The 26,434-nt window shown below is 65.3% G+C and carries 24 protein-coding genes; 12 read left to right on the top strand and 12 right to left on the bottom strand.

Features of this window, described 5'->3' with window-relative positions:
- The first annotated feature begins 14 nt into the window (after positions 1 to 14).
- On the top strand, positions 15 to 2,351 hold the full coding sequence (locus AC3ANX_RS17180) for a putative bifunctional diguanylate cyclase/phosphodiesterase (RefSeq protein ID WP_488334447.1): 2,337 nt from the start codon (positions 15 to 17) through the stop codon (positions 2,349 to 2,351).
- A 326-nt stretch (positions 2,352 to 2,677) separates the two neighbouring features.
- On the opposite strand, the gene AC3ANX_RS17175 is transcribed toward AC3ANX_RS17180, so the two are convergent.
- On the bottom strand, positions 2,678 to 2,965 hold the full coding sequence (locus AC3ANX_RS17175; protein ID WP_488334446.1) for a hypothetical protein: 288 nt from the start codon (positions 2,963 to 2,965) through the stop codon (positions 2,678 to 2,680).
- Between the two features lie 414 nt (positions 2,966 to 3,379).
- Here AC3ANX_RS17175 and AC3ANX_RS17170 point away from each other — a divergent pair, with 414 nt between their 5' ends.
- Positions 3,380 to 4,498: an MFS transporter gene (locus AC3ANX_RS17170; protein WP_488334445.1), complete on the top strand. Its 1,119-nt coding sequence runs from the start codon at positions 3,380 to 3,382 to the stop codon at positions 4,496 to 4,498.
- An 88-nt stretch (positions 4,499 to 4,586) separates the two neighbouring features.
- Here the strand turns inward: AC3ANX_RS17170 and rtcR are convergent, their stop codons facing one another.
- On the bottom strand, positions 4,587 to 6,179 hold the full coding sequence (gene rtcR, locus AC3ANX_RS17165; protein ID WP_488334444.1) for an RNA repair transcriptional activator RtcR: 1,593 nt from the start codon (positions 6,177 to 6,179) through the stop codon (positions 4,587 to 4,589).
- Between the two features lie 307 nt (positions 6,180 to 6,486).
- Here rtcR and AC3ANX_RS17160 point away from each other — a divergent pair, with 307 nt between their 5' ends.
- Together AC3ANX_RS17160 and rtcA are read left to right on the top strand one after the other, a co-directional pair.
- Entirely contained in the window at positions 6,487 to 7,659 is a 1,173-nt protein-coding gene (locus AC3ANX_RS17160; RefSeq protein WP_488334443.1) for an RtcB family protein, read from the top strand.
- 27 nt (positions 7,660 to 7,686) lie between these two features.
- Positions 7,687 to 8,703: an RNA 3'-terminal phosphate cyclase gene (gene rtcA, locus AC3ANX_RS17155; RefSeq protein WP_488334442.1), complete on the top strand. Its 1,017-nt coding sequence runs from the start codon at positions 7,687 to 7,689 to the stop codon at positions 8,701 to 8,703.
- A 12-nt stretch (positions 8,704 to 8,715) separates the two neighbouring features.
- Here rtcA and AC3ANX_RS17150 read toward each other — a convergent pair whose 3' ends face one another.
- From AC3ANX_RS17150 to AC3ANX_RS17125, 6 genes are all read right to left on the bottom strand, one after another.
- A complete protein-coding gene (locus AC3ANX_RS17150; RefSeq protein WP_488334441.1) occupies positions 8,716 to 9,087 on the bottom strand; it encodes a hypothetical protein in 372 nt (123 codons plus the stop codon).
- Between the two features lie 3 nt (positions 9,088 to 9,090).
- A complete protein-coding gene (locus AC3ANX_RS17145; RefSeq protein WP_488334440.1) occupies positions 9,091 to 9,360 on the bottom strand; it encodes a lipase family protein in 270 nt (89 codons plus the stop codon).
- A gap of 73 nt (positions 9,361 to 9,433) precedes the next feature.
- Positions 9,434 to 10,006 (bottom strand): DUF308 domain-containing protein, encoded by a 573-nt coding sequence (locus tag AC3ANX_RS17140; protein ID WP_488334439.1) that lies wholly within the window; start codon positions 10,004 to 10,006, stop codon positions 9,434 to 9,436.
- A 107-nt stretch (positions 10,007 to 10,113) separates the two neighbouring features.
- On the bottom strand, positions 10,114 to 10,758 hold the full coding sequence (locus AC3ANX_RS17135; RefSeq protein WP_488334438.1) for an NrsF family protein: 645 nt from the start codon (positions 10,756 to 10,758) through the stop codon (positions 10,114 to 10,116).
- Positions 10,745 to 11,248 (bottom strand): sigma-70 family RNA polymerase sigma factor, encoded by a 504-nt coding sequence (locus AC3ANX_RS17130; protein WP_488334437.1) that lies wholly within the window; start codon positions 11,246 to 11,248, stop codon positions 10,745 to 10,747. Before AC3ANX_RS17130 ends, AC3ANX_RS17135 begins: the two co-directional genes overlap by 14 nt.
- Positions 11,249 to 11,434: 186 nt before the next feature.
- On the bottom strand, positions 11,435 to 11,839 hold the full coding sequence (locus AC3ANX_RS17125) for a tautomerase family protein (protein WP_488334436.1): 405 nt from the start codon (positions 11,837 to 11,839) through the stop codon (positions 11,435 to 11,437).
- A gap of 85 nt (positions 11,840 to 11,924) precedes the next feature.
- On the opposite strand from AC3ANX_RS17125, the gene AC3ANX_RS17120 reads away from it, so the two are divergent.
- Positions 11,925 to 12,767 carry a LysR family transcriptional regulator gene (locus AC3ANX_RS17120; RefSeq protein WP_488334435.1) on the top strand — a complete coding sequence of 281 codons (843 nt, stop codon included), beginning with the start codon at positions 11,925 to 11,927 and terminating at the stop codon, positions 12,765 to 12,767.
- Positions 12,768 to 12,792: 25 nt separating this feature from the next.
- On the opposite strand, the gene AC3ANX_RS17115 is transcribed toward AC3ANX_RS17120, so the two are convergent.
- The 4 genes from AC3ANX_RS17115 to AC3ANX_RS17100 form a co-directional block, all read right to left on the bottom strand.
- Positions 12,793 to 14,052 carry a DUF418 domain-containing protein gene (locus AC3ANX_RS17115; protein WP_488334434.1) on the bottom strand — a complete coding sequence of 420 codons (1,260 nt, stop codon included), beginning with the start codon at positions 14,050 to 14,052 and terminating at the stop codon, positions 12,793 to 12,795.
- A complete protein-coding gene (locus tag AC3ANX_RS17110; protein WP_488336984.1) occupies positions 14,049 to 15,629 on the bottom strand; it encodes an alpha/beta hydrolase-fold protein in 1,581 nt (526 codons plus the stop codon). The genes AC3ANX_RS17115 and AC3ANX_RS17110 overlap by 4 nt, the downstream gene beginning before the upstream one ends.
- Positions 15,630 to 15,714: 85 nt before the next feature.
- Positions 15,715 to 15,963, bottom strand: a complete 249-nt coding sequence (locus AC3ANX_RS17105; RefSeq protein WP_488334433.1) for an Atu4866 domain-containing protein — start codon at positions 15,961 to 15,963, stop codon at positions 15,715 to 15,717.
- Positions 15,964 to 16,683: 720 nt separating this feature from the next.
- Positions 16,684 to 18,978, bottom strand: a complete 2,295-nt coding sequence (locus AC3ANX_RS17100) for a TonB-dependent receptor (RefSeq protein WP_488334432.1) — start codon at positions 18,976 to 18,978, stop codon at positions 16,684 to 16,686.
- Between the two features lie 475 nt (positions 18,979 to 19,453).
- On the opposite strand from AC3ANX_RS17100, the gene AC3ANX_RS17095 reads away from it, so the two are divergent.
- The 7 genes from AC3ANX_RS17095 to AC3ANX_RS17065 are packed head-to-tail and all read left to right on the top strand — an operon-like array spanning position 19,454 to position 26,326.
- Positions 19,454 to 20,413: an aldo/keto reductase gene (locus tag AC3ANX_RS17095; protein WP_488334431.1), complete on the top strand. Its 960-nt coding sequence runs from the start codon at positions 19,454 to 19,456 to the stop codon at positions 20,411 to 20,413.
- 29 nt (positions 20,414 to 20,442) lie between these two features.
- On the top strand, positions 20,443 to 21,420 hold the full coding sequence (locus AC3ANX_RS17090; protein WP_488334430.1) for a TauD/TfdA dioxygenase family protein: 978 nt from the start codon (positions 20,443 to 20,445) through the stop codon (positions 21,418 to 21,420).
- Positions 21,420 to 22,544 carry an ABC transporter substrate-binding protein gene (locus AC3ANX_RS17085; RefSeq protein WP_488334429.1) on the top strand — a complete coding sequence of 375 codons (1,125 nt, stop codon included), beginning with the start codon at positions 21,420 to 21,422 and terminating at the stop codon, positions 22,542 to 22,544. The genes AC3ANX_RS17090 and AC3ANX_RS17085 overlap by 1 nt, the downstream gene beginning before the upstream one ends.
- The gene (locus AC3ANX_RS17080; protein ID WP_488334428.1) at positions 22,541 to 23,398 is read left to right on the top strand and encodes an ABC transporter permease; all 858 of its coding nucleotides are present in this window, start codon (positions 22,541 to 22,543) and stop codon (positions 23,396 to 23,398) included. The genes AC3ANX_RS17085 and AC3ANX_RS17080 overlap by 4 nt, the downstream gene beginning before the upstream one ends.
- On the top strand, positions 23,395 to 24,141 hold the full coding sequence (locus tag AC3ANX_RS17075; protein WP_488334427.1) for an ABC transporter ATP-binding protein: 747 nt from the start codon (positions 23,395 to 23,397) through the stop codon (positions 24,139 to 24,141). The genes AC3ANX_RS17080 and AC3ANX_RS17075 overlap by 4 nt, the downstream gene beginning before the upstream one ends.
- Positions 24,138 to 25,502 (top strand): LLM class flavin-dependent oxidoreductase, encoded by a 1,365-nt coding sequence (locus tag AC3ANX_RS17070; RefSeq protein WP_488334426.1) that lies wholly within the window; start codon positions 24,138 to 24,140, stop codon positions 25,500 to 25,502. Before AC3ANX_RS17075 ends, AC3ANX_RS17070 begins: the two co-directional genes overlap by 4 nt.
- Positions 25,499 to 26,326, top strand: coding sequence for a nitroreductase family protein (locus AC3ANX_RS17065; protein ID WP_488334425.1), 828 nt, complete (start codon positions 25,499 to 25,501; stop codon positions 26,324 to 26,326). Before AC3ANX_RS17070 ends, AC3ANX_RS17065 begins: the two co-directional genes overlap by 4 nt.
- Positions 26,327 to 26,434 lie beyond the last annotated feature (108 nt).

Raw genomic sequence — 26,434 nt, 5'->3', positions numbered from 1 at the left:
ACTAACCCGAGCCGATGAACCACCGCCAAGCCGTTGCCGGCACACCGTTCACAGGTGCGCTGAGCCGCCATGTCCTTCTAGCCGGGATTGCGGTTGTCGCGGCATTGTGCGGGCTCGCCGTCGGGATCGCCGGCTATGGCAGCGGGATCGAGCGACAGCTTCACGCGGTGCGCGATTCACTCCGCGAACGGCCCGCCAGCGGCCATTATGTGCTGATCGCGGTCGATCCTCGATCGCTGGCGAAGCTCGACCGGTGGCCGTGGCCGCGTAGCTACCACGCACGTGCGATCGCCATGCTGGAGCGCGCGCAGGCCGCGACGATCGCGTTCGACGTGGATTTTTCCTCGCGCAGCACGCCAGTTGAGGATCGCAAGTTCGCCGCCGCGATCCGAAACGCCACGGTGCCGATCGTCCTGCCGACCTTCCGGCAATATTCGGCAACGGATGGCGGCGCGATTTACGAGAACCTCCCAATCGCCGCATTGCGCGCGAACGCGCAACTCGCCGCCGTCAACATCGATGCGGATCAGGACGGGATCGTGCGGCGATATCCTTTCGGCGTTGAAACTGGTCATGTGGCGCGCCCGTCGATCGGCGCGATCCTGGCCGGGGCAAGTGGCAGCGTTGGCGAAGAATTCCCGATCGACGGCGCTATCGATCCTGCCAGCATTCCAAGCTTCAGCTTCGTCGATCTGCTCGAAGGGCGCGTCCCCCCCGGCGCGCTGCGCGGCAAGTCCGTGCTGATCGGCGCGACGGCGATCGAACTTGGCGATCGCTATCCGATGGCGCGGCACGGTGTTCTGCCGGGCGCGACGATCCAGTTGCTCGCCGCGGAGACACTTCAGGACGGTTCGTCGCCGGTGGATCGCGGCATGGTCGTTCCGCTGGCTTTTGCGATCCTGGCCGTCGTCGCTGTGTCGCGTTTCAGACCACGCGTGAACGTGGCGGGGCTTTGCGCCGCAGCATCGCTGCTGGCGATCATGCCGCTCGCCCTTGAGATGGCGCATTTCGGCACGGTCGAGATCGTGCCTGCGCTTTGCACGCTGCTCGTCGGTGGCGGGCTGAGCGTCCTCGCTGCGGCGCTGCACTCGATCCGGCAAGCGCGAACGATCGATCAGGATACCGGGCTGCTCAACCGCCGCGGTTTCGAGCACATGGCCGCCCGCATGCCGATCTGGGGCGTGGTGGCGGTGCAGATCGAGAACTACCGCGACGCCGCCGGTGTGTTGGGCAAGGCGCGCGCCGCAGAGTTGATCGGGCGGGTCGTGGATCGTCTGGCCGCCGCGGGCGTGGGCACATGTGCCCGGTTGGAAGACGATATTCTCGCCTGGGTGCCCGCACCCACCGAGACGGACTCGTACCTCGATCATCTCGAGGGTTTGATCGCGCTGTTGCGCGCGCCGGTGGAGGTGGCCGGGCGCAGGCTCGAACTGCGCTGCGTGGTCGGGTTGGCGCGCACTGCCGACGGAGCGGACGTATCGACGCTGGTCGACCACGCGATCCTCGCCGCCGATCAGGCCGCTCAGCACGGGCGGCGCTGTGAAATGTACAGCGAGAAGATCGACCGGGAGCGCGACTGGCAACTCTCGCTGGTGACGGAACTGGACGATGCTTTGGCAGCGGGCGATATCTGGGTCGCCTATCAGCCGAAGCTGGAGCTGGCGCGCGGGCAGGTCACCGCAGCCGAAGCGCTGGTGCGTTGGCGACATCCCGAGCGCGGCGCCGTTCCGCCCGACGATTTCATTCCGGCGCTGGAGGCGAACGGCCGCATCCTCGACCTGACACTGTTCGTCCTGTCCCGTGCGGTTGCCGACGCCGCACGATGGCACGCCGCAGGAACGCCGATCAACGTCGCCGTGAACGTGTCGGCGCTGCTCGCCACCGACCCGACGTTCCTCGCGGCAGTCAGCGACATCGTCGCGAGCGGCGTGATCGCGTCGTCGTTGCTGACGCTCGAAGTCACCGAATCGGCAACGCTGGCCGATCCGCAGCGGGCGATCGCCGCGTTGGAGACGCTGGCGGCGCTTGGCATCAAAGTGTCGATCGACGATTATGGCACCGGGCAATCGACGCTGAGCTACCTCAAGCAACTGCCGGCCAAGGAGATCAAGATCGACAAGAGCTTCGTCCTCGGTCTCGCCGAGAGCCGCAGCGATCAGGCGATGGTTCGTTCGACGGTGGATCTTGCGCACGAACTGGGTTTCCGCGTGGTTGCCGAGGGCGTGGAGAACGAGTCGATCCTAGGCTTCCTGATCGAATGCGGATGCGATTTCGCGCAAGGGTGGCATGTCGGTCGGCCGGTCAACGCTGTGGATTTTGGCAAGGCGTTCTGCACTAGGCTAGCGGCTTAGACCATGATGAGCGAGGCATTGCTCTTTTAACCAGTTCGCTATGGCAGAGACATGCGATGAGCGGATGCTGTCCGGCGCCTTAAAGGGCTCAGTAGAACGCGGCGATCCTAATGAAGGCCGCCCGATTTCGGAGGCGGCAGGTAACTCACGCCTTCATTCACGCCAAGGCGGCCGACTGGGCCACATGAACGGCTGTCCGTTTCAAGCATTGAAACGGCGCGCGCGAACTGCCGCAAAACGCGTCATTGCGCGATCGCCACGACGGGAGTCTACTCGCTATTGATCCCTCGTCCCGCTAAATCGTGGCACCGCTTCGCATACCGGGCTCAGAAGCTGGCTCGGAACGTGGCGCCACCCGTCCGTGGGGTGCCGAGCTGCCCGGCATAAGCGAATGGCGATGCACCGACGATCGCGGTGGTGGACAGGTTCAGGAAGTACTTTTTGTCGAACGCATTGTTGACCCAGGCCGACAGATCGTACCGGCCGTTGCCGAACGCCGCGCTCACCCGGAAGTTCGCCAAAGCATAGGGATTGATGCGGCTGTACGGCCCGTCGTCGGCGGTACCAAATGTGCTCGACCGGTAGCTGATCTGCGCGATCGCGTAAGGCCGCACGCCGCCCGCGAACTCGACGTGGTACTCGACTGAGGCATTCGCAACCCATTTCGTCGCCTGGAACAGCGGCTTGCCGGTCAGGTCGCAGATCCGTCACACCGACGGGGCAGGGAGCGTTCACATAGCTTTTGTACTTCGCGTCGTTGTACGAGGCGTTGCCATCGATTGTCAGGTGTCCGCCCGTTCCGAAAACCTGCCGGCCGGCAAGCGGAATCCGAGCTGATTTTGTAACCCGAATAAGCGGCGGGTTTGGGGAAGCGGCAAAGGCATCGCGAATGTACTCGACTTGATCGACCTCGTATCGAGGAGGCGACGCCTCTAGAACGAGCCGGTGAGCAGCTGCCAATGAATAGCAAAAACAATCCGACGGCCATAAGCCCTAGGCTTACCGCCGTCTTCTCCATTGCGTGTGGCATGATGGTGGCGAACCTCTATTTCGCGCAGGCCCTGATCGGTGAGATCAGCCCCGCCCTGGGTCTGCACGGTGGAGTTGCTGGCCTGGTGGTCACGTTACCTCAGCTCGGCTATGGCGCCGGCTTGTTCTTCGTGGTCTCGCTCACGGATCGGGTCGAGAACAAGCGGCTGATCCTGGTGCTGACGACAGGTGCATGCCTCGGCCAGATCGGCACCTGGATGGCGGCGGGTGCATCGAGCTTCCTCTTGTTCTCTTTCCTGACCGGCTTCTGCTCGGTCGGCGCGCAGATCATGGTGCCGCTCGCCGCTCACCTAGCGCCAGAGCACAGCCGCGGCCGCGTCATTGGCAACATCATGGGCGGATTGATCAGCGGCATTATGCTAGCCCGTCCGCTGGCGAACGGGCTCGCCGCCGTGGCCGGCTGGCGCGCGATATTCGGCGTGTCGGCGATTGCTATGGCGGCGGTGGCGCTGCTCATCCTCCGCTTCGTGCCGGAGCGGCGCCCCGCGCCCGATATGCGCTACCGAGAACTTTTGCTGTCGAGCCTGTCGCTCTTGGTAAAGACCGCCGCAATCCGACGACGAACTGCCTACCAGGCGATCATGTTCGCGGCGTTCAACCTGTTCTGGACGGCGGTGCCGTTGTTGCTCGCGATACGCTTTGGCCTTGGTCAAGGAGGCATCGCCCTGTTTGCGCTCGCTGGCGCTGGAGGCGCGCTCGCGGCACCGTTCGCCGGAAGACTAGGTGATCGCGGCCATATACGGGCAGGCACAGCGGTGGCGCTGGCTTCGGCCATTGCAGCCTTCCTCGTCGCCGGCTGGGCGGCGGCGGCCGATGCGCTGATCCTGCTGGCTGCGGCGGCCGTGCTGCTCGATGCCGCAACCCAGATGAACCAGGTGCTGGGTCAACGGGTGCTGTTCTCCATCCTGCCCGAGGCGCGAGGGCGCATCAATGCCGTCTACATGACGGTTGTTTTTCTGGCTGGAGCGCTCGGATCTACGCTCGCCACCTTGAGCTTCGACAAAGGGGGTTGGACAGCGACAGCGGCCCTTGGAGCCGCGCTGGTCACAGCCGCGCTCCTTCTGTTCTTGACCGAGCCTAGCCGTCGTGGCGCCTGAATGAACGTCCGGTTCTCGGACGCTGAAAATTAAGTCGGAGTGGCCGCTTCTGGGTCCGAGTGGCCGCGTCTGATGCTTATTGGCGAACTTACGCTCGATCACGCAGTTCCTGCCATGTCAGATTAAACCGCTGAAGGTACTTGCGCAGGCGGTCGGCATCGTTGGAGGACGCGCGCTTCGCTAGCGATGCGGCGAACAGCGTGCGGCCGGCTTCGGAGAGCGAGCGGCTGCGTCGGCAGATCTCCACGACGTGGGCCAGCTGAACACGGTCGAACGGATCAAGCGTCCCGACGCGGTCTGGCGACAGTACTTCGACCAACCCGTCGTCCGGTGCCGATCCAACCGACCACAGCCGCTTCAGCCGGATAACCTCCGCCTCGACGCAAGTGGCGTCGATGCGGCCTTTCGGACTGAACGTTGCCATGCGGGTCACGCTGGAGGCGAGATCGCGAAAGTTGCCGGTCCAGCGCGCGTCGAGGCCTCCCGCAAAGGCGAGATAGCGATCGCGCGCCTCCTTGTTGAAGGTGACGCGTGTGCCCTCGCGCTCAGCGAAGCGGTCGAGTTCGTAATCGAGATTGGGTGCGATATCCTCACGCCGATCGACGAGGCCTGGCAGCGTAAAGGTCCATAGGTTGAGGCGGGCGTAGAGGTCGTCACGAAAACGGCCCTCCGCGACGGCCTGCGCGAGGTCGCGATTGGTGCCCGCGATGAGCTGGAAGTCGGACCCGGCCTCCTTGTCGGCACCGACTGGTAGAAATCTCTTGTCCTCGATCGCGCGCAGAATGGTGGCTTGCTCGTCCAGCCCGAGCTCGCCGATCTCGTCGAGGAACAGCATGCCGCCATCCGCCGTGCGCAGCAGCCCGGCGCGGTCGGCGGCGGCGCCGGTGAACGCGCCTCGCTTGTGCCCGAAGAGCGCCGACATCGCGCTGTCGCCACGCAGCGTCGCGCAGTTCACCTCGACGAAGGCGCCTTTTACCTGATGCTTCAGCCGCTTCAGATCATAGATGCGCCGGGCCAGCTGGCTCTTCCCAGCCCCCGTCGGTCCCATCAGCAGCACCGGTGAGCGGCTGCGGGTCGCGACCTGCTCGATCTCGTCAATCATGGCGTTGAACACGGCGCTTCGCGTCTCAATGCCGGACTTTAGAAACGATGTGCTCTCCGCGCTCGCGGCGGCGAAGCGCGTCGCGATGCTGTCGTAGCGCGACAGGTCGAGGTCGATCGCGTTCCACGTCCCCGCCGGCTCGGCCGTTCCTCGTCGGGGCTGCGTCTGGAGCAGGCGGCCGGGCAGGTAATGCGCCTCGGTCAGGAGGAAGAGGCAGATTTGGGCGACGTGAGTGCCGGTGGTGATGTGGACGAGATAGTCCTCCGCCTCAGGATCGAACGGCCAGCCGCGAGCGAAGTCGAGCAGCTTGCCGTAAACCTCCTCGAAATCCCATGGATCGGCGAAGTCGATCAGGTGCGGCTCGACGCTCGTTTCGGGAGAGACCGACGCAATGTCCCGCGCAACGAAGTCGGCAAGCCGCTGGTGCGGGGTGCCGTGGATGAGGACGAAACGATCGATCCGCAGATCCTCATGCATGGCGAGGCCCACGGATGGCCGCCACTTGTTCCAGCGGGAGGCGTCGTGCTTGCTGCCATCCAGCGTGGAACCAAGGAACCCGATCACTACCAGCGGCTTCATGGTTATACGATAAGATAAGTCGGTATCCTTGTCACTCACGTTTGTTGTCGGCCAAAGAACGACAGTATGCTGCCCTCAAAAATAATGTCGCTCAATTACAGACCGTTAGTCAAAAGTTGGTGCAGACACCGGAAGTTGGCACAACCGATGCTTTGGAGATCGCGTCGGATCGAATGGTATCGAACGGTCCGACAACGCGGCCGGGGCGGCTGGAATTGGCCGGTCGCCCCAAACGCAGAGATCACCGGAGGCAAACATGATCGCGAACTATGATGTCCAGACCGTCGAGGGCGGCGTCCCGATCAAGATGTGGACGCGCGGCGTCCCGGTCGATGACAAGGCGCGGGTGCAGCTCGCGTCGGCGGCGAAGATGCCGTTCGTGTTCAAGCACGTCGCCGTCATGCCCGACGTCCATGTCGGCATTGGTGCAACCGTCGGTTCGGTCATCGCGACCAAAGGCGCAGTGATCCCGGCAGCGGTTGGCGTCGACATCGGCTGCGGCATGATGGCGGCGCGGACGAGCCTGATGGCGAGCGACCTGCCCGATAATCTGGAAGGCGTGCGCGCCGCGATCGAGCGGGCGGTACCCGTCGGCCGCGATGTGAAGATGGGCAAGCGCGATCCGGGGTCGTGGGGTGATCCGCCCGTCGAGATCGTAGAGGCCTGGGCGACGCTCGCTGGCCGGTTTGGACAGATCGTCGCCAAGTATCCGAAGCTGGCCAAGACTAACAACCTGGTCCATCTCGGCACGCTGGGGACAGGCAATCACTTCATTGAGGTTTGCCTCGATACCGAGCAGCGCGTTTGGGTGATGCTTCACTCGGGTTCGCGCGGCGTCGGCAACGCGATCGGCACCTTTTTCATCGAGCTGGCGAAGCAGGATATGCGCAAGTGGTTCCTGAACCTTCCCGACGAGGATCTCGCCTATTTCCCGGAAGGGACCGAACACTTCGACGACTATGTCGAGGCGGTCGGGTGGGCGCAGGACTATGCGGCGCTAAACCGGCGGATGATGATGACAAACGTGATACGCGCCATACGCGGCGTCATCGCCAAGCCGTTCGACGCGGAGCTTGAGGCCATCAACTGCCATCACAACTACGTTCGCCGGGAGAACCACTTCGGCCAGAACGTGCTCGTCACCCGCAAGGGTGCGGTGCGCGCGGCGGAAGGCGTGATGGGAATCATCCCGGGCTCGATGGGCGCCAAGTCGTTCATCGTGCGCGGCCTTGGCAACAAGGAGTCGTTCGACAGTTGCTCGCACGGCGCTGGTCGGGTGATGAGCCGGACGCAGGCGAAGCGCGAAGTCACGGTGGCGGAGCACGTGGCCGCGACCGCAGGCGTGGCCTGCCGCAAGGACGAGGGGGTGATCGACGAGAGTCCCCGCGCCTACAAGCCGATCGAGGCGGTGATGGCGGCGCAGGCCGATCTCGTCGAGATCGTCCACACACTGAAGCAGGTGGTGTGCGTCAAGGGCTGACGCACACCACCCAATGCGAGACAGAATATGATCGAGATCGATGGTTCGGAGGGGGAAGGCGGCGGACAGGTGGTGCGCAACGCGTGCGCGCTGGCGCTCGTCACGGGTACACCGTTCCGGATCACCAACGTGAGGGGCGGCCGTGAGAAGCCAGGGCTGATGCGCCAGCACGTCACCGCGATCGAGGCGGCATGCGCGATCGGCGGAGCTGAATGCGAAGGGCTGACCGTTGGCGCGTCGGCGGTAACCTTCCGCCCCGGTCCGGTCGCGCCGGGCGAATACCACTTCGCCGTCGGCACTGCGGGATCGACGGGCCTGGTACTTCAGACAGTGCTGATGCCGCTGGCGATCTCGAATGCGCCGTCGCGGTTGGTGCTCGAAGGCGGTACGCACAACATGCTGGCGCCGCCATTCGATTTCATCGCCCGTAGCTTCTTGCCGATCATCAACCGGATGGGGCCTACCGTTACAGCGCGGTTGGTGCGGCCCGGCTTCTACCCGCGTGGCGGCGGAAGGATCGAGGTGGATATCACGCCAGCGCCGCTAAGGTCTATCGACTGCCTCGATCGAGGCGCACCGCTCACCCGGTCAGCGCTGGCAATGTTCGCGGCCATCCCGCCCGGCGTCGCCGATCGCGAGATCGCGACCGCGAAGAAGCTGCTCGCCGACTGGTCGGAGGAGGCGTTCGCGGTCCGCGAACTGCCCGAGAGCCAGGGTCCGGGCAACATCCTGCTGCTGGAAGCCGCTTTCGAACAGGTGACGGAGGTGGTTAGCGGCTTTGGTAAGCTCGGCGTATCGGCGGAACGGGTCGCGCAGACGGCAGCGGGCCGAATGGCAGGCTATCTCGCCTCCGACGCGTTCGCCGGGCCGTACCTGGCGGATCAGCTGCTGCTGCCATTCGCCCTCGCCGGCGGCGGCAGCTTCACGACCGTCAAGCCGAGTCAGCACAGCTTGACGGCCGCGGCGGTGATTGAGCTCTTTCTCGAAAAGCGCTGCGTCTTCACGCTGCAGCCCTCAGGCACTCACCTCGTGGAGGTGCGATAAGCTACTTTATAGTCAGCTGAACAAATGGCCGGAGTTGGGACGGCGAGATTCGGCCTCGGATGTCGGCAATTGGGTCAAAAGCTGTTCGATCGGCTTACACGGACGACTTGAGCGGCTCAGGCTTCTTGCCGTCGAGTAGAGGATGCGGGCGCGGGCGAGCGGAACTTCCTGCGCGAAATCGTGCAGGAAGGCGTCCTCACTAAGGCGACCCTCGTCGCCGTCGAACACGATGCCGGCGGTCGCGGGTGCGGAGGCGAACCTCCTGCCAAGCGCGGCATGATCCTCGCCGGCGTCGGGCGCGCGAGCAGCGATGTAGACGAGTGCGGAGGCGTTCGGGGCGTCGCCGACCTCGGTAATGATCGTTCCCGCGAAGCTGTGGCCCACCAGCTAGGTCGGCCCTTCGGTTCGCGCCAGCGCGCGGCGGACCGCATCGGCCGCCTCGGCCAGCGTGGTCAGCGTGGTCAGCGGGTTATGCATCGTAGTCACGTTCAAGCCCGACAACTGGAGCCGGCCGACCACATCGGACCAGCAGGAGCCGTCGGCGAACAGGCCGTGGACGAGCACGACATTGCGGGCAGCGTTCTTCGCCGCAGGCTCGATGCGTGCGACGGCGGGTAATGCGAGCGTCGCGGCAGCGGCGGCCGTGCCTGCCAACATGGTTCGACGATCCACATCGATATCCCCTTCGAGAGACGAACGCCGCCCTTCGCGGGCGACGATCAGAGGCAGCTCACCGTTTGAATGCGAGAACGCCGGCGGAGATGGCGAAGTAGAGCGCACCGAAGGCGGCATAGGGCGCGACATCCGCCACGCTCAGCACCGAAGCCATGCTTGTCGCCTTTATGACGAAGTGCGTGGCGGCCAGGCAGGACTGCGCCCCGCTCAGGATTTGCGGCCACTGCGCGCTCGCGGTGCGCCAGCGGCGGACGCCGGTCGCGAGCTGGAGGATGCCCGACAGGCCGGCCCAGACGCCGATCACGCCGATCGTGGCATGGAGATCGGGCTTGAGGGTCGCAATGACGGCAATCGCGACGATCGCGCTGACGACCGTGTTGAGCAACTGGCTGGGGTTGGCGCGCAGGCCGCCGTTGCGCGAGGCATCGACATAGTTCGCAAGGCAATCCCACAGCGGATAGGCGACGAGCAGCACGATGCCGACCATCGGCTGCATCTTGCCCACGGTGAAAGCGAGCGCGACCCAGAGGACCGAGAAGACGGTCCGCGCGGTATAATAGCGCTTGAGCCAGTGCGAGGGACCGGACGTGAGTGCGCCTTGAGATGCAATCGAAACACTCGGGGTCATGACACATTCCTTCCAGGCATTGGAGACGCGCGTCTCGCTATTCCGTCGCGACAGGCGACGGGCTTGAAGGCGGGCATCAAATGATGCGGCGACGGTGCCGCGGGTCGTTACAGGCGGAACCGCCAGGGCAGCAGCCAGCGGGCGGCCGCAGCCACCGCGCCGACGCCGATTGCGTACCAGACGATGATGTAGAACGGGTCGTTCATCGGGCAGCAGGCGGTGAACACCAACGCACCGACTGTCGAGGCCGCCAGACCTGCCGCGAGCGCGCTTCGGCGCGGTTGCACCGGCGCCGCACGCCGCATTAGCACGGCGAGCAAGGTAACGGTCGGCGCCGAGAGAACTACGATCGCGCCAGCGCAGAACACGCCCCGCACTGGTGCTAGTCGTTCGATCAGCGATCGGCTGGCCTCAGCATCCGGGGTTGCGACGATACCGGCGAGGATCGCGATGACCGCAACGCCCGCCACCACCAGCAACTCGCGGCGCGACGTGACCGGCGGCGTGAACGACCGCATCGCGATCGTGCAGCACAGACCGGCGAGCAGCGTGAGGCTGCTGATCTTCCAGACCATGAACGGCGACAGGATGACGTGGCTCATGTCGTGGCGCATGTGGCCGGACATCAGGATCAGCGCCAGTTCGATGCCACCGACCGCCACAAGCGCACCGACTTCCCACCGCCCATTGCGGCGCTGGACGGGCGACAGGTCGGCCGACAGGTCGCGAATGAGGGAGTCAGTCGAGGTCATCGCAGGTCTCTATGAAGGCGGTGAGGCGAGCGAGCCCGCGGTGGATGTTCATCTTGACCGCCGAGGCTGAAAGGCCGGTCTCGTGGCACGCATCCTCGATGCTGTAGCCCTGCACCTTGACCAGCAGGATCGCCTGCGCCTGGGCGGGCCGCAACTGGTCAAGCAGGCTGGCGAGCACTGACGCGCTGGTGACCGCCGTCTCATGATCCTCGGCGGCGATATCGTCGGGCAGCTCGTCGCTTGGGCGACGCGCGATGCTGCGGAGCTGGTCGATCCATTTGCGCTTGGCGATGGCCGCGACCCAGGGCCCGAGCGGACAGCGCGGATCAAAGGTGTGGCGACGCCGGTGGATCGCCATCAGTGTTTCCTGCACGGCGTCATCGACGTCCGCGGCTGGCAGACGGCGCTGGAAATAGCGCTGCAGCCACTTGGACAGCTCACCGAGCAGCCGCTGATACGCGCCGCCATGGCCCTTCTGGGCGGCCTCCATAAGGGCGCCCCAAGCATCGCCGTCAGACGGCCCCGACCGGCCCGGCGCGTCAGGCGCCGAACCGGTCGGTGTGCTGATCAGCTTCGAGAGAGCAGGGAAGCGCATGATCTCTTATTCGGTAATGGCACCGGGCCGGTCACCGGCCTGCGAAAAAAGTGCATCGACGTCCTGATGCCCTGATCCTCCTCACCCCGGATGGCTGGCAGCCCAGCGACCGTTCTGGGTCCGCCCGCCATAGCCATAAGCGTCGCCATCGGCGGCGTGAACCAGCACATAGCATTCTTCGTGCAGCGGGCCGAGGATCGACGCCATCCCCTCGTACATCGCCTTCACGAAGGCGGTAGTCTCGTCCTTGGTGTTCGTGCCGGCGGTGATCTTGATGTCGAGCCAGAACGCGGCCAGCCCCTCGTCGGTCGGCCGCTTGCCGGCGATGAACCAGCCGTTCGGGTCGGCTGCCTCAGCGAGCACGGCGGTGACGCCGGCATCCTTGCCGAGGATCTCGTGACCGAGACGTGCCGCGAGGGTGGCGATGTCTGAACGCGGATCCTCGATCTGCTTCGGCGTGACGTAGCGAACATTAATCATGGGCATGGGCGTCTCCTTCCGGCCCCTTGATGGGATCTGTCCGACGATATATAAATACGATGAATTTCGATTTCTATCATCGTGAACCGCAATGATGCTCGATTTAGAATCCGTCCGCCTGTTTGTTCTGGTCAGCGAGTTCGGCAATCTCACTCGCGCGGCCGAGGCGGCCGGGACGGTCCAGCCGGTCGTCAGCCAGCGCATCAAGGCGCTGGAGGCCCGGCTCGGTCGCAAGTTGCTCGATCGCTCGCCGCGCCATGTCCGCCTCACCGAGGCGGGCGCAATATTCCTCGACCACGCGCGTACTCTGTTGGCGGCGCATGAGGCGGCGCTGATGGACGAAAAGGGCGATGCGCCGTCCGTTTCGCTCGGGATCAGCGATCATGTGCTCGGCGCCTCGCTCGACGAGATGCTGTGCGCGCTGCGGCACGGGCTGCCGGCGCGAACCCGGCTGACGGTCCGCCTCGGCCTTTCGCACGAGATGCGCGACCTCTACGAGCGCAAGGAGATCGACTTTGCCGTCATCCGCCGCGATGGTGGGGGCAGCGATGGCGAGGTGCTCGGCGAAGATGGCCTCGACTGGTACGGCGAAGCTCCAAGGGGCGATACCCTGCCGCTAGTCCTGTTGCCGCCGCCGTGCGGCGTGCGGGCCACCGCCATCTCCGCGATCGAGAAGACCGGCCTGGCATGGCGGGAAGCGTTTACGGGCGGGAGCTGCCTAACGCTGGCGGCTGCCGTGCGCGCCGGCGCAGGGATCGCGCCGCTCGGCCGCCTGACGGCGATCGGACTGCCGCCCTATGCCGACCACAGCGGCCTGCCGGAGCTGCCGACTTCCCGGATCGTGCTACTCGCCCGCACGCTGGAGCGGCATCATGCGAGCGCAGCCAGCACGCTTGCGGCGAGCATCCGCACGCTGCTGCGCGCGGGACGATAGAGGCACGATAGGGCGCGCCGAACCGTCAGGTGACGGTCGCCGCGCCTGCAGGCGCCTTCCGCAGCGGCACCTGCTTGCCCAGCGTGAGGCAGCGCCAGACCCATTCGAACGGCCCCATCTCGAAATGCCGGAGCCATAGCGGCGACCAGACGAGTTGCAGCATCCAGATCAAGATGGTGATAAGCCAGAGGCCGGGGCGATCGATCTCGCCCATTAGCGCACCCCGGCCACCGTAGAAGATGCTGGTCATGATGATCGATTGCGTAAGATAATTGGTGAAGGCCATGCGGCCGGCTGCCGATAACGGCGACAGCATGCCGGCCCAGCGCGATCGCATCAGCAGCACGAGCATGCCGACATAGCCGAGCGCGACGAGCGGCGAGAGCAGCAGCACCATGCCGTGCTCGCCATGGATCGATCGCCCGAGAACGCTCGTCTGCCAGCACAGCCAACCGATCGGGACAAGCGTCACCAGTCCGATGATGGCCGTCACGGCATAGCGGCGGCCGGAAAGCCGCCCCGCGAGAAAGCCGGTCCGGAAGAGCGCTAGGCCGATCATCATCAGCGCCAGCGTCTGGGGAATGAGCGAAACGTCACCGGACAGCAATTTCTGATAGGAGCGCGTGTTCTGCCGGTAGGCACCCGCCCACGAGTCCTTCGCATCGGCGAGTGAGGCCGCCACGCGCGCCTTGCGCGCGATTATCGCGGCGGCTGGCGCGTCGGCGCTGGCCGATGCGACCGCCGCCGCGTGCGGCTTCGGCGGCACCGTGGGGAGGATCGAGGACAGCGCGATGCTCGCATAGAGCACCACGCCCACCGCTAGCAGCAAGCGTGGCGGCCACGATCGACAGAAGAACATGATCGCGCCCGTCGCTGCGTAGAGCGACAGGATGTCGCCCCACCAGATGCCGAAGCCGTGGAGCATTCCGAACAGGAACAGGATCGCGAGCCGACGCGCGAGGATGCGGCTCTTCCGCCGGTCCGACCACTCGCCGCCGACGAGGAACAGCGAGATCCCGAACAGCATCGAGAAGATTGTCAGGAACTTCTCGTGAAAGAAGGTGTCCATGATCCAGTAGGAGGCGGCGGACCAGTCCTGGTTCGGGAACAGCCACATGTCGGGCTTGAGCGACGCAGATTGCGGCGCGGCATAGCCGTCCGCATTGACCGCAAGGATGCCGAGGATCGCCAGCCCGCGGATGACATCCAGCGACTGGATCCGCACCTTCTTCGGTGCCGGATCGGCGGCTTGCTCGGTAAGAGGCTGGAGGCTCTGATCGGTCATTCGGCTTCTCCCCCGCTGGAGCCATGCGCCTTAGCATCAAGGCCGCCCGGTCGCGCGATCGCGTACATGGCGGCGGTCATTTCCTTCCAATACGCACTGCGATCGCCACCGCGCGCGTAGACCGCATTGAAGGCGTGCGAGGCGCCGGGCACGTAGGTGAAGTCGGCTCGGCCACCGACCGTGCGGAAGGCGGCCTCGAGCCGGTGCACGGCGCTATCGAGATAGTAGGAGTCCGCCGCACCGACAGCGATATGAACCTTCCCGTCCAGGTCGCGCTTCAGGCGGGGCCAGTCGGTCTCGATCATGTGCCCGATATCGTAATGGTCGCGCCAATAGGCCGCGACGGCGGGATCGACGGCCCCGGTGACGCGATCGAACAGCGGCACGGGCTTGCCGTCCACGCCGCGCGGCGAGAACGTCCAATCGAACGAGCGGAGCTGCCCGCCCTCCGGTCCAAGCACCGCCTCATCCTGTGCGAAGCGCTCGATTGTCGTGCGCACCGTGTCTCCGTTGTGTTCCATCGGGCGCGGAGTCCCGGCCGCGTCGCGGTAGAGATTGGCGCCGGGCGCATAGAGATCGACGCCGAGAAACGCCCGGAAGTCGACCGGGTCGGGCGAGGTGGGCCATGCGCCGCCGAATACGGACGGGTAGCGCACCATCGCCCACAGCGCGAACCAGCCGCCCGAACTGTGCCCGGTCAGGAACCGGCCGGACGGCCTGGCGTCCATCCGATAGCGGGCCTCGAGCGTCGGGATGACTTCGGCCACCAGCGCCTGACCCCACGGGCCGTTATTGACGCTGTCGGCGAATTCGGTGGTGCCGACCGGCGAGCCATGATCGAGCGCGACCCAGATCATTGGCGGAATCTCGCCGGTCTCCATCAGATGCCATACCCGCGAGAGTTGCTGGCCATTGAGCTTGTGCGAGACGCCGAACGCACCCGCCAGATAGACGGTCGGATAGGTCTTGCGTGCGTTCGGATCATAGCCCGGCGGCGTCAGCACCCAGGCGGCGATTGTCCGGGGGGTGCCCCGAAAGCGCGTCAGCGCGCTGGAGGCGATGCGCTCATCGTGCAGGTGCGGGCGCGATGCGAGGATCTGCGCGGCCGCCACCGGCGATATTGCGGTCGTGTCGAACTGGGCGGGTTCCGGGGGCATATCGTGGTCGAGCTGAATCGCCGGGACGGTCGCCAGTGGGAAATGCAGCGTCACCACCTTCGAGACGAGATCGCCCGGCGCGCGCCCAGCATAGGCATAGTCGCCGTTGCGATCGAGCACGACCTGCACCCGGTAGTCGCCGGGCGGAAAGGCGCGGGAGGCTTGCGGGAAGGCAGTATCCTCCACGTCGATCATCACCCGGCGCGCGGGATCAAAGCTCGCCACGTCGCGCGCGGCGACACGCACGTCGTCCCAATTGGCCGCGTCCGTATCGACAGCGTCCGCCTTCTCATTTTCGGCTGTCGCCGCTTCCGCGAACAGCAACAGGCGACCGTGCGCATCGGCGCCCGGTTCCCCGGGCAAAGACACCGCTACGCGCGTTTCCGGCGTTGCCGCGCCGATCAACGCCATTGCGGCCATCGCGAGGAAGAGAGCTTTTCGCAAAATTGTACTTTCGATGGAGAAGGGGAGCCCGCGCCCGTGGAGCGGTAGCGGCGCAGATCGCTCAGGCGGCAGGCGTTTCCCAGTGGAAGCGCAGCCCGATATGATGCAGCACCCCGCCGATGAAGTCGCCGTCGGCTTCGAAGCCGGTAACGTCCCGATAATGAATATGCGTGCCGTCGATCTCGTAGCGGCCTTGATAGGCGCTCCGCTCCTCCCCGCGCGCCTCGTCATAGCGACCGTTTGCGAGCAGCTCCTGCCGGATCTGCCCATCCTCGGTTACCCACACGTCTACGGGTAACGGTGTCGTCATCTTAGTAAGCCTCGCACCGCGACAATATGCATTATTGTCTTTCTGCATATTCGCCGGACGGGGCCGACCGGTCACAGGGCGAAGGGGAGAAAATCGGCTCGGCCGAAATACAGTACATATCCTGTTTCATGAATGCCTTGTCGGCACGTTGGAACGACGCGATGGCCGCGCGCTTAGATGCGGCGACGCGACCGCCGGATGGGCCGGGTCGGGACAGCTGGCGCGCCCACCCGCGACAGGTTGCCGCAATCTTAGGCTCTATAAGTCCGTGCTTGGGCGACGGAGCAGGTTGGCCTCGCTGGCCGGTGAACAGCCGTCGCGCATTCTGCCCGTCCAACTCGCGCGTGCGTATGTGTCGCGCTATCGGCTGGACGGGCTGGTGAACTGACAGATGAGCAGCCGTGCAGGAGACTGTCGGCAGTCTTCTGAGAGGTTCCTCTTTTGGATGGCGTGTCTCGAGCCAAGGCGTCGAGAGGACGGCTTATGGCGAAGTCAGACTTCTAGATCTTGACCAAGCAACGGCAGCAATGTCCCACTTTTCGCCGTTCCGCGCCCTCGACACTCCGCTTACGGCAATGGATCAGTTCACATGAATGAACGACCGAAGTTGGGAAGCGAGCAGGGCGGCCCGAACTTCCACTTCTGGGTCCTCGCGCGGTTGATATGACAAGCGCCTGCTCGCTGTTATTCCCTTGGATGGCACCGCTTCGCATACCGGGCTCAGAAGCTGGCTCGGAACGTGGCGCCACCCGTCCGTGGGGTGCCGAGCTGCCCGGCATAAGCGAATGGCGATGCACCGACGATCGCGGTGGTGGACAGGTTCTGGAAATACTCTTTGTCGAACGCATTGTTGATCCAGGCCGACAGATCGTACCGGTCGTTGCCGAACGTCGCGCCCACCCGGAAGTTCGCCAAAGCATAGGGATTGATGCGGCTGTACGGCCCGTCGTCGGCGGTACCAAATGTGCTCGACCGGTAGCTGATCTGCGCGATCGCGTAAGGCCGCACGCCGCCCGCGAACTCGACGTGGTACTCGACTGAGGCATTCGCGACCCATTTCGGCGCCTGGAACAGCGGCTTGCCGGTCAGGTCGCAGATCCCCGTCACACCGACGGGGCAGGGAGCGTTCACATAGCTTTTATACTTCGCGTCGTTGTACGAGGCGTTGCCATCGATCGTCAGGTTGGGCGTCACGACCAGTGAGCCATCCAGCTCGACACCGCGCGCGCGCACGTCGCCGACATTGGCGAGGTACGATCGGTTGCCATTGGTCGGCACGATATTCGCCTGCAAGCCCGACAGATCGGTTGAGAAGGCGCTGAGGTTAAGCGTCAGCCGCTTGTCGAAAAGCTGGCTCTTGATGCCGGCTTCCCAGTTCTTCACCTTTTCCGGGGCGAGCACGAGCGGCGTGCCGGCCGATACCGCGGAGTTGAGGTTGAGCCCGGCGCCCTTATAGCCGGTCGAATAGGAACCATAAGCCAGCACATCGTCGGTGATCTTGTATGCGAGCGTCGCGAGATACGAGACATTGTCGCCGGTCACCGACACATCGTAGTGGAACGGGATCGAGGTGGCGGCATAGGGTGTTCCGACCGTCGAGGTGTCCGATTTTCCGTAGCGTTTGTCGTGCGTGTAGCGGATGCCGCCGGTCAACGTCAGCCGGTCGGTTATCTTGTAATTGGCCTGCCCGAACACGGCGACGCTGTCGACCGTGCTACGCACGTCGTCGAGGTACTGCGACCCCGGCGCGATGGTGATCGCAGCCGCCGCCGGGTTCGCCAGTCGTGCATATGTGGTGTAGAACGCGCTCGCGTCATACCCGAACTGGTTGAGGATGAAGTGATCGCGCAAAACCTGATGGAACAGATATCCGCCAATCTGCCAGGTAAGGCGGCTAGGCTTCGAGGAAAGCCGCAGCTCCTGTGAAAGCTGCTGGTCGCGCGTCTGCGCCACGTTGACCTGGATGACGTCGAGCGGCGTGCCGTCGCTGTCTTGCAGCGGATTGAAGTGCCAGTACCGCCAAGCCGAGATCGATGTGAGCGTTGCCGCGCCAAAATCCCAGTCGGCTTGCAGCGAGACGCCCTTCTGGTCGGTCTTCATGTTCTGCGGCGAGTTGTTCTGGGTAAAGTCGAGGCTGCGGGCTGGCGTGTAGCCGAGTGCGCCGAGCGCCTGTAGCGTGCGTGCCGTGGTGGCACTGAGGCTCGCCGGGAGCACCAGCTTGGTTGCGCTGACGCAGCAGCTGTCGTCCTCGACCGAGAAGTCTCCGGACAGGCGGACAGTGAGGTTGCTTGCGGGTGTCGCCAGCAACTGAATGCGGCCGCCGCTCCGACCGACGCCGTTGGCGCTTGCGCCGGTCTTGATGTTGTCGAGCACGCCATCGCGGCGCGTGTTGAATCCGGTGACGCGGAAGGCGAGCAATCCATCAAGCAGCGGCCCGGTGACGCTCACGCGCTCCTGATTGTAGTTATAGTTGCCGGCCGAAACCTCGGCGGTGGCCCCGAAGGTGAATTCGGGCTTGCGCGTGGTGATGTTCAGCACGCCGGCCGAGTTGTTGCGGCCGAACAGCGTGCCTTGCGGACCTCGCAGCACCTCGACCCGGTCGATGTCGATCAGATCGGCCAGCGCCATGCCGGGGCGACCGAGATAGACTCCGTCGATATAGACGCCGACCGACGTATCCAGCCCGTCCGATGCCGACGACACCCCGATACCGCGAATGCCGATCGACGAGTTGCGCGGGTTGGAATTGTAGGCGGTGAGGCTCGGCGTCTGAAACTGGACATCGCTCAGCGTGTAGCCGCCGCGTCGTTCCAGAGTTCCGCCGGTCAGCACCGAAAGCGCGATCGGAACATCCTGCGCGCGCTCGACGGTGCGGCGTGCCGTGACGACGATGTCGCTCCCGGCCTCGGGCGACGGGGCGCCCGCGGCGACGGGTTCGGGGGCGCTGGCGGGCGGCTCGACGTTTGCGGCATGTGCCGGGGCGGCCAATCCGACCGCAAGGGCGATCGTCGACAACAAGGCAGCGTGACTCGTTCTTTTCAAGGTGGCCTCCCATGACCTGCGATTGCGATTGACGGGGTGGCGTCGGCCGCTCTTCTCGGGAGCGCTTCCGACCGACGACGAGCGTGTTCGATGGCCGACGCTCACGCCCGGCACAGGTGCGCTCACCACCGCCAACCCGAAGGCCAAGGCTCATCTTCAAAATATATTAAGTCAATGGGAATTGAATCTTTGCCACGGCGTAGATTTTGTGTTTGCCACCGTTTTGTAACTCCGGCTCCGGCTGCTGAAGCAGCAGAAAGGCGCGGTTTTGCGCGGCTTTCGCTCCTAACGGTCACGCGCGCGAACGCCGGCACCTAGCTTCTGAGCCTATCGTTTATATCATACTTGTTTGATATGGATTCTAGCGCCGACTCAAGTTATCCTTGGTTCGGATAGCCGGTGGATTGGCGCAGTCTGGCGGCGTCACACCCGGGTCAGGAGTCACATCATGCCAAGTATCGGAAACCTTGAAGTCAGCCGCCAGGGCTATGGCGCAATGGGGCTTTCCAACGTGTACGGTGCGGCCGAGGATGAAGCTTCGATCGCGACGGTCCACCGCGCAATCGATCTAGGCGTCACTTTCTTCGACACTGCGACCGGCTACGGGGCGGGGCATAACGAGCGCTTGCTCGGCCGCGCGCTGGCGGATCGTCGCGCGAATTTGGTCGTCGCCAGCAAGTTCGTACACCGACCGAACGGGGGCGGGCGCGATGTCGTGCCGGTCAGCCCGCGTGACGCGGTCGAAGCGAGCCTCGTCCGGCTCGGTTTCGATCATATCGATCTGTATTACCTACACCGCGTAGATCCCGACATTCCGATCGAGGACTCGGTCGGCGAACTCGGCCGGCTGGTTGACGAGGGTAAAATCGGCGGGGTCGGCGTCTCCGAAGCGACGGCGGAGGGGATCCGCCGCGCGCACGCCACCTATCCGCTGACGGCTTTGCAAAGCGAATATTCGCTGTGGACGCGCGATGTGGAGGCCGAAATCCTGCCGACGGTGCGCGACCTCGGCATCGGCTTCGTCGCTTATAGCCCGCTCGGTCGCGGCTTCCTTGCCGGTTCGGAGATCAGCGATCCCGACGACCGCCGACGTCAGCATCCGCGCTTCCAGCCGGACGCGGTCGCGGCGAACACTCAGCGCCGCGCAACGATCGAGCAGGTCGCCAAGCGGCTCGGCGTGAGCATCGCACAGGTGAGTCTCGCCTGGGTGCTCAGCAAGCAGGTCGTGCCGATTCCCGGCACCCGCCACATCGCGCATCTGGAGGCGAACTGGAACGCCAACCAGCTCGAGCTCGACGCGGAGTCGATTGCCGCGCTGGAGGAGGCCTTCCCACGTGGGGCGACCACCGGTGCTCGCTATCCGGCCGAGAGCCTGAAGCTGGTGCCGCCCGAACCCGTCGCCGCCTGAACCGATCTCAACTTTCGAGGGAGCAGACCATGAACGCCGTCACCGCTTTAAAGCCGGCCACCAATAGCAGCCGTTTCGCCTATGATCATATCGCCGTCGCCCCCGTCACACCGACGATCGGAGCCGAAATCTCGGGCGTGGACCTGCGTCAGCCGATCACGCCCGGTGTCGCTGCCGACATTCAGAAGGCGCTTCACGACTGGCGCGTGGTGTTCTTCCGCGATCAGGATATCGACAACGATCAACTAAAGGCATTCGGCCGCGCATTCGGCCCGCTGACGCCGGCGCACCCGATCGCGGAAGGGCTGGAGGACCATCCGGAGATCTGGGAGCGCAAGGTCGACGAATATCGCACCCGGCGCACGCGCAACACCAGCCTGCCGCCCGGTCGCGAACCGCCGCGCGATTACAAAGGGTGGCATATCGACATCACCTTCGTCGCCAATCCCAACCGCTATTCGATCCTGCACGGCGTCGAAATCCCGCCATTCGGCGGCGATACGCTCTTCACCAATTTGATCGCGGCCTATGAGGGGCTGTCTCCGCCGGTCCGCGCACTGGTCGATGGCTTGCAGGCGGTGCATCGCACCACCGATTACGACGGCGGCACCCGCGCGCCGCGCCGCGACGGGCGTACCAAGGGGCCGTTCGTCGCGCTGCATCCTCTGGTGCGCGTGCATCCCGAAACGGGCGAGCGGCTGCTGTTCCTCAATCCGGGAACGATCAGCCATATCGTCGGGCTGAAGGAGCCGGAGAGCAAGGCGCTGCTCGATCTGCTGTTCTACGAAGCGACGCGTCCGGAATATCAGGTTCGCTTCCACTGGCGGCCCAAATCGCTGGTTGTGTGGGACAATCAGGCGGTCGCGCATGCCGGGCCGATCGATTATGCGCACTTCGACCTGCCGCGCGCGGTTCGGCGCATCACCGTGGCCGGCGAACTGACCCGTGGGCCGGACGGCTTCGTGTCGCAACAGCTCGAAGGCGAGCTGTTCAACGTGCTCGGGTGATGCCGGTCGCCGCCCGGTCAAGGCCTTGGGGCGCCGTCGCGCTGGCCGCGTTCGTCGCGGTCACGCTGGGGCTGCTGGTGCTGTTCGCGCCGAACCGGGCAGCGCATGCGGGCGGCGCGCTGGCGCTGTCCGCACCGTTGCCGCAGAGCGTTCCCGCCGGAACGGTGCTGACCGTCGGCGATCCGGTGACGCAGTGGGTCGTGCAGCATAACGGCTGGGACAAGGGACTGCCGTTCCAGATCAGATGGGCGCAGATCACCGGCGGGCCTGACGTCACCGAAGCGTTCCATGCCAAGGCGCTCGACGTCGGCCTGGGCGCGAATGTGCCCCCGATCCACGCCACGTGGGTGGGCTTGCCAATCAGGATCATCGCCGCCGCCTACCGGCAAGACCCGCTCGCCCACCCCGCCTTCGTGCTCGGCATCGCGCCCAAGGCCAACATCCGTTCGATCGCCGATCTGCGCGGCAAGCGCATCGCGATCAGCCCGAGCCAGGTTCAAGGCCAGGTCGTTCTCCAGACGCTGCGCGCGGCCGGGCTTACCAAGCGCGACGTGACGTTGGTCGAGCTGCCTTCGAGCACTGGCGGGGACGTCTATACCAGCGCGCTCGCCAGCAACGTGGTCGACATGGCGCCGATCGGCGGCGGCATCGTTGCCGAGCGGTACGTGCGCAAATATGGCGGGGACGGCGCACGTATCCTAAAACATCCCGATTTCCGCGACGATGCGATCTTCGCCTATGTCCCGGTCGAGGTGCTGGAAAACCCGGCCAAGGCCGCCGCGCTGCGCCAGTTCGCGGTGCTGTGGGGTCGCGCGTGGGCATGGCGGCGCGACCATGGCGAAGAGCTCGCCCGCGGCTATTATGTCGGCACGCAGGGGCTCAAGCTCGACGATGCGCGGCTTATCGTGGCGGCGACGGGCGTGGCCGAGATACCGGCTGATTGGCGAGATCCGATCGCGTATCAGCAGACGGCGATCAATCTGCTCTCGCCCGAGCTGGGCAAGCCGCGCTTTGACGCCGCCACCTTGTTCGATTCGCGCTTCGCCGGGTCGGTCCGGCGCGGGTTCGACACCGCGACCGTCGCCCCCGCAAGCCCGTCCACATCGCGACAGGAGCATCCATGAACGCACCTTTCCATCTGGTCCCCCCGCCGGTGGCGTTGCCGGTCGATGCCGTCGATGTTCAGTCCGGGCCACCGGGACTGCGCCGTCTCGGTCTCGGCGCGCCGCTCGCTGCGGGTTGGGTGCTGGGCCCGCTGCTGCTGATCCTCTATTGGTCGGTCCTGTCGGCGACCGGCTGGCTGGACGACCGCATCCTGCCCGCACCCTGGACCGCCGTCACCACCGGCGTCGAACTGATCCGCGACGGGCGCTTGCAGGATAACCTCGCCATATCGGCCTGGCGCGCGGCACAGGGGCTGGTGTTCGGAACCATCGCCGGCGTCGGGCTTGCATTGCTGTCGGGGCTGAGCCTGCTCGGCGGGTATGTGATCGACGGGCTGGTGCAGCTCAAGCGCGGTATTCCCATCCTCGCGCTCATTCCGTTCATGGTGTTGTGGTTCGGCGTCGGCGAGGCGATGAAGGTCACCGTCATCGCGGTGACGGTGTTTGCGCCGGTGTACATCCAGACGCACGCCTCGCTCCGCGCGATCGATCTGAAGCAAGTCGAACTCGCCGAGACGCTCGGGCTCGGCCGGGCGGCGTTCATTCTGCACGTCGTGTTGCCCGGCGCCTTGCCCGGCTTGCTCACGGGCCTGCGCTTCGGGGTGACGTCGGCGTGGCTGGCGCTGGTCGTGGTCGAACAGCTCAACGCGACCAGCGGCATCGGCTATATGGTGACGCTCGCGCGCAACTACGCGCAGACCGACGTGATGCTGGTCGGGCTGGTCGTCTATGCGCTGCTCGGCCTTACATCGGACGCGGTTGTGCGTGTCGTCCAGCAGCGTGCGCTCCGCTGGCGCCGGACGCTCGCGTCGTGAGCGCGGTGGTGCAGGTGCGGGGTCTTACCCGCCGCTTCACCCGCAAGGGTGTGCTCGACGGCATCAGCCTCGATATCGCGCCGGGCGAATTCGTCGCGCTGCTGGGGCGCAGCGGCTCGGGCAAGAGCACCTTGCTGCGCGCTCTCGCCGGGCTCGATCACGAGGCCGAGGGCACCGGCGAGATACGCGTGCCCAAGCGGCTCTCCGTCGTGTTTCAGGACGCGCGACTGTTGCCGTGGAAGCGCGTGCTCGACAATGTCGTGCTCGGGCTCACCGATACTGACCCGCAGGCGCGCGGCCGCGAGGCGCTGGTGGAAGTGGGGCTGGGCGGGCGCGAACTGTCCTGGCCCCATGAACTGTCAGGCGGCGAGCAGCAGCGCGTCGCGCTCGCCCGCTCGCTGGTACGCAGGCCGGCGTTGCTGCTTGCCGACGAGCCGTTCGGCGCGCTCGACGCTTTGACCCGGATCCGGATGCACGCCTTGCTGCGCAAGCTGTCGGCGCTGCATGACCCGGCCGTACTCCTCGTTACGCACGACGTCGACGAGGCGATCGAGCTTGCCGACCGCGTCATCGTTCTCGACGGCGGCCGCATCACCGCCGATCTGCGCGTGGCGTTGCCCGCCGAGGGCATCGCCCGGCGCGAGCGCGCGGCCGCGCTCCAGCATCAGTTGCTCGATCTGCTTGGTGTGGCGGTGGATGCCGTCAGAGCGCCTTATGCCCGTAGTGAAAGGATCACCGTATGACGTCCGATCGCAAGCTCCGCCTCGGCGCCTTCGTCCAGGCGACCGGCCACCACGTTTCGGCATGGCTCCACCCTGACGCCGAGCCCAATGCGGGCCATGATCTCGAGCATTACAAGAACCTCGCCCGCGTCGCAGAACGTGGAAAGCTCGACCTCCTGTTCGTTGCCGACAGTCCGGGCGGCTATGCCGACTTCACCGACGTGGCGACCTTTCGCCAGAACGCCAAGGCCGCGCATTTCGAGCCCGTCACGCTCTGGTCCGCTTTGTCGCAGGTGACCGAGCGGATCGGGTTCGTCGCGACGTCGACCACCACCTATGAGGATCCCTATACGACTGCGCGGAAATTCGCCTCGCTCGACTGGATCTCGGGTGGCCGGGCGGCGTGGAACGTGGTGACGACCGGCGCGGACGTGTCGGCGAACTTCAGCCGCGGCGAACATCTCGACCACGCGAAGCGCTACGAGCGCGCCGAGGAATATATCGACGTCGTCAAAGGCCTGTGGGACAGCTACGAGGACGACGCCTTCGTGCGCGACCGCGCCTCGGGCGTGTACCTCGACACCGACAGGTTCCATGTTCTCGGGCACCAGGGCGAGCATTTTCAGGTGCGCGGTCCGCTCAACATCGCGCGGCCGCCGCAGGGCTATCCCGTCATCGTTCAGGCGGGCGCATCGGAACCTGGGCGCGAACTGGCGGCGCGGACGGCGGAGGTGATCTTCACCGCCAACCTCGTGCTGGAGGATGCGCAGGCATTCTACGGCGACGTGAAAGGCCGGCTTGCGAAATACGGCCGCCGACGAGAGGATCTGCTGGTGATGCCGGGCATCTTCGCGGTGCTCGGCGGCACCGAGGCGGAGGCGAAAGCGCGCTACGAGACGTTGCAGGCGCTGGTGCAGCCGGAGATCGCCTGGGGGATCCTGCGTCGCCACTATCAGGGCGTCGATCTGTCCGGCTATTCGCTTGATGATGTCGCTCCGCCGTTGCCCGGCGATACCAACGGCAGCAAGAGCCGGCTCAAGCTCGTCTCCGATCTGGTCGAGCGCGAGCGGCCCACGCTGCGCCAGCTCTACCGGCAGATCTCGACCGCGCGGGGGCACCTGACGACGGTCGGCACGCCTGAGCAGGTCGCCGATCTCATCGAGACGTGGTTCCGCGGCGGGGCGGCCGATGGCTTCAACATCATGCCGCCGATCCTGCCGACCGGTCTCACCGACTTCGTCGATCAGGTCGTCCCGATCCTGCAGCGGCGCGGGCTGTTCCGCGAGGAGTATGAGGGCCGCACGCTGCGCGAGAACCTCGGTCTGCGGCGGCCGCCGAACAGCTTGGCCGACCGGCGTCACGTCGTGGCGCAAGCTTCATGAACGCGGCGGCGGGGGTTGCCGGTTTGGGCGCGCGCTACCGTGATCCTGCCGGGACACCGGCGATCCGTCACACGGCGGCGATCGACGGTTTGATCGAGCACCGCTCGGTACGCGCCTTCCTGCCGGACGCTGTGCCGGAGGCTACCATCGAGACGTTGGTCGCGGCTGCGCAATCGGCGGCGTCCTCCTCAAACCTGCAAGTGTGGAGCGTCATCGCGGTGCAGGACCCGGCGCGCAAGGCCCGTCTCGCCGCGCTTGCCGGCAACCAGAAGCACATCGTCGAGGCACCGCTGCTGCTGATATGGCTGGTCGACTTCGATCGCCTGAGCCGGATCGCGGCGGAGCGACACGCGCGGGTCGATGCTCTCGATTATGTCGAGACGTTCCTGCTCGGTGCCGTGGACACGTCTCTCGCGGCGCAGAACGCGGTGGTGGCGCTCGAGTCCCTCAGCCTTGGCTCGGTCTATATCGGTGGCATCCGCAATCGACCGGCGGAGTTGGCGGTCGAACTTAACCTGGCGCCGCGGCAATTTCCGCTGTTAGGGCTGGCCGTCGGCATTCCGGACCCGCACCGCCCAAGTGCCGTCAAGCCGCGGTTGCCGCAGGCCTCTGTGCTCTTCCATGAAGCTTACGAATGGAGCGAACAGCAGCAGCGCGCGGTTGACGCCTATGACGAACGCCTGCGATCCTTTCAGCGCGAACAAAGGCTTGTCGAGCGCGACTGGTCAGAGTTGGCCGTCGATCGAACGCGGGGCCCCGCTACCATGGCAGGGCGAGCCGCGCTCCACTTGGCGCTGGAACACCTCGGGTTTCCACTTCGCTGAGCTGTCCCGTTGATCGTTGGCGTATGAACCGAAATAAACGGCAGAGGTAGAAGAACGAGGACTGCCATCTACACGGCCGAAGCCAAACGTTGCGTCGGATGGCGCAGG

Source organism: Sphingomonas sp. BRN-1R (assembly GCF_057748035.1).
Note: the sequence above shows the minus strand (reverse complement) of the source record. Positions and strands in the feature narration are given on the sequence as shown.

Bases quoted from the DNA above. Each gene is read 5' to 3' on its own strand.
- AC3ANX_RS17180 (WP_488334447.1), top strand. From the start codon at position 15: ATGAACCACCGCCAAGCCGTTGCCGGCACACCGTTCACAGGTGCGCTG.
- AC3ANX_RS17170 (WP_488334445.1), top strand. From the start codon at position 3,380: ATGATGGTGGCGAACCTCTATTTCGCGCAGGCCCTGATCGGTGAGATC.
- rtcR (WP_488334444.1), bottom strand. From the start codon at position 6,179: ATGAAGCCGCTGGTAGTGATCGGGTTCCTTGGTTCCACGCTGGATGGC.
- AC3ANX_RS17160 (WP_488334443.1), top strand. From the start codon at position 6,487: ATGTGGACGCGCGGCGTCCCGGTCGATGACAAGGCGCGGGTGCAGCTC.
- rtcA (WP_488334442.1), top strand. From the start codon at position 7,687: ATGATCGAGATCGATGGTTCGGAGGGGGAAGGCGGCGGACAGGTGGTG.
- AC3ANX_RS17145 (WP_488334440.1), bottom strand. From the start codon at position 9,360: ATGTTGGCAGGCACGGCCGCCGCTGCCGCGACGCTCGCATTACCCGCC.
- AC3ANX_RS17140 (WP_488334439.1), bottom strand. From the start codon at position 10,006: ATGACCCCGAGTGTTTCGATTGCATCTCAAGGCGCACTCACGTCCGGT.
- AC3ANX_RS17135 (WP_488334438.1), bottom strand. From the start codon at position 10,758: ATGACCTCGACTGACTCCCTCATTCGCGACCTGTCGGCCGACCTGTCG.
- AC3ANX_RS17130 (WP_488334437.1), bottom strand. From the start codon at position 11,248: ATGGAGGCCGCCCAGAAGGGCCATGGCGGCGCGTATCAGCGGCTGCTC.
- AC3ANX_RS17125 (WP_488334436.1), bottom strand. From the start codon at position 11,839: ATGCCCATGATTAATGTTCGCTACGTCACGCCGAAGCAGATCGAGGAT.
- AC3ANX_RS17120 (WP_488334435.1), top strand. From the start codon at position 11,925: ATGATGCTCGATTTAGAATCCGTCCGCCTGTTTGTTCTGGTCAGCGAG.
- AC3ANX_RS17115 (WP_488334434.1), bottom strand. From the start codon at position 14,052: ATGACCGATCAGAGCCTCCAGCCTCTTACCGAGCAAGCCGCCGATCCG.
- AC3ANX_RS17110 (WP_488336984.1), bottom strand. From the start codon at position 15,629: ATGGCCGCAATGGCGTTGATCGGCGCGGCAACGCCGGAAACGCGCGTA.
- AC3ANX_RS17105 (WP_488334433.1), bottom strand. From the start codon at position 15,963: ATGACGACACCGTTACCCGTAGACGTGTGGGTAACCGAGGATGGGCAG.
- AC3ANX_RS17095 (WP_488334431.1), top strand. From the start codon at position 19,454: ATGCCAAGTATCGGAAACCTTGAAGTCAGCCGCCAGGGCTATGGCGCA.
- AC3ANX_RS17090 (WP_488334430.1), top strand. From the start codon at position 20,443: ATGAACGCCGTCACCGCTTTAAAGCCGGCCACCAATAGCAGCCGTTTC.
- AC3ANX_RS17085 (WP_488334429.1), top strand. From the start codon at position 21,420: ATGCCGGTCGCCGCCCGGTCAAGGCCTTGGGGCGCCGTCGCGCTGGCC.
- AC3ANX_RS17080 (WP_488334428.1), top strand. From the start codon at position 22,541: ATGAACGCACCTTTCCATCTGGTCCCCCCGCCGGTGGCGTTGCCGGTC.
- AC3ANX_RS17070 (WP_488334426.1), top strand. From the start codon at position 24,138: ATGACGTCCGATCGCAAGCTCCGCCTCGGCGCCTTCGTCCAGGCGACC.
- AC3ANX_RS17065 (WP_488334425.1), top strand. From the start codon at position 25,499: ATGAACGCGGCGGCGGGGGTTGCCGGTTTGGGCGCGCGCTACCGTGAT.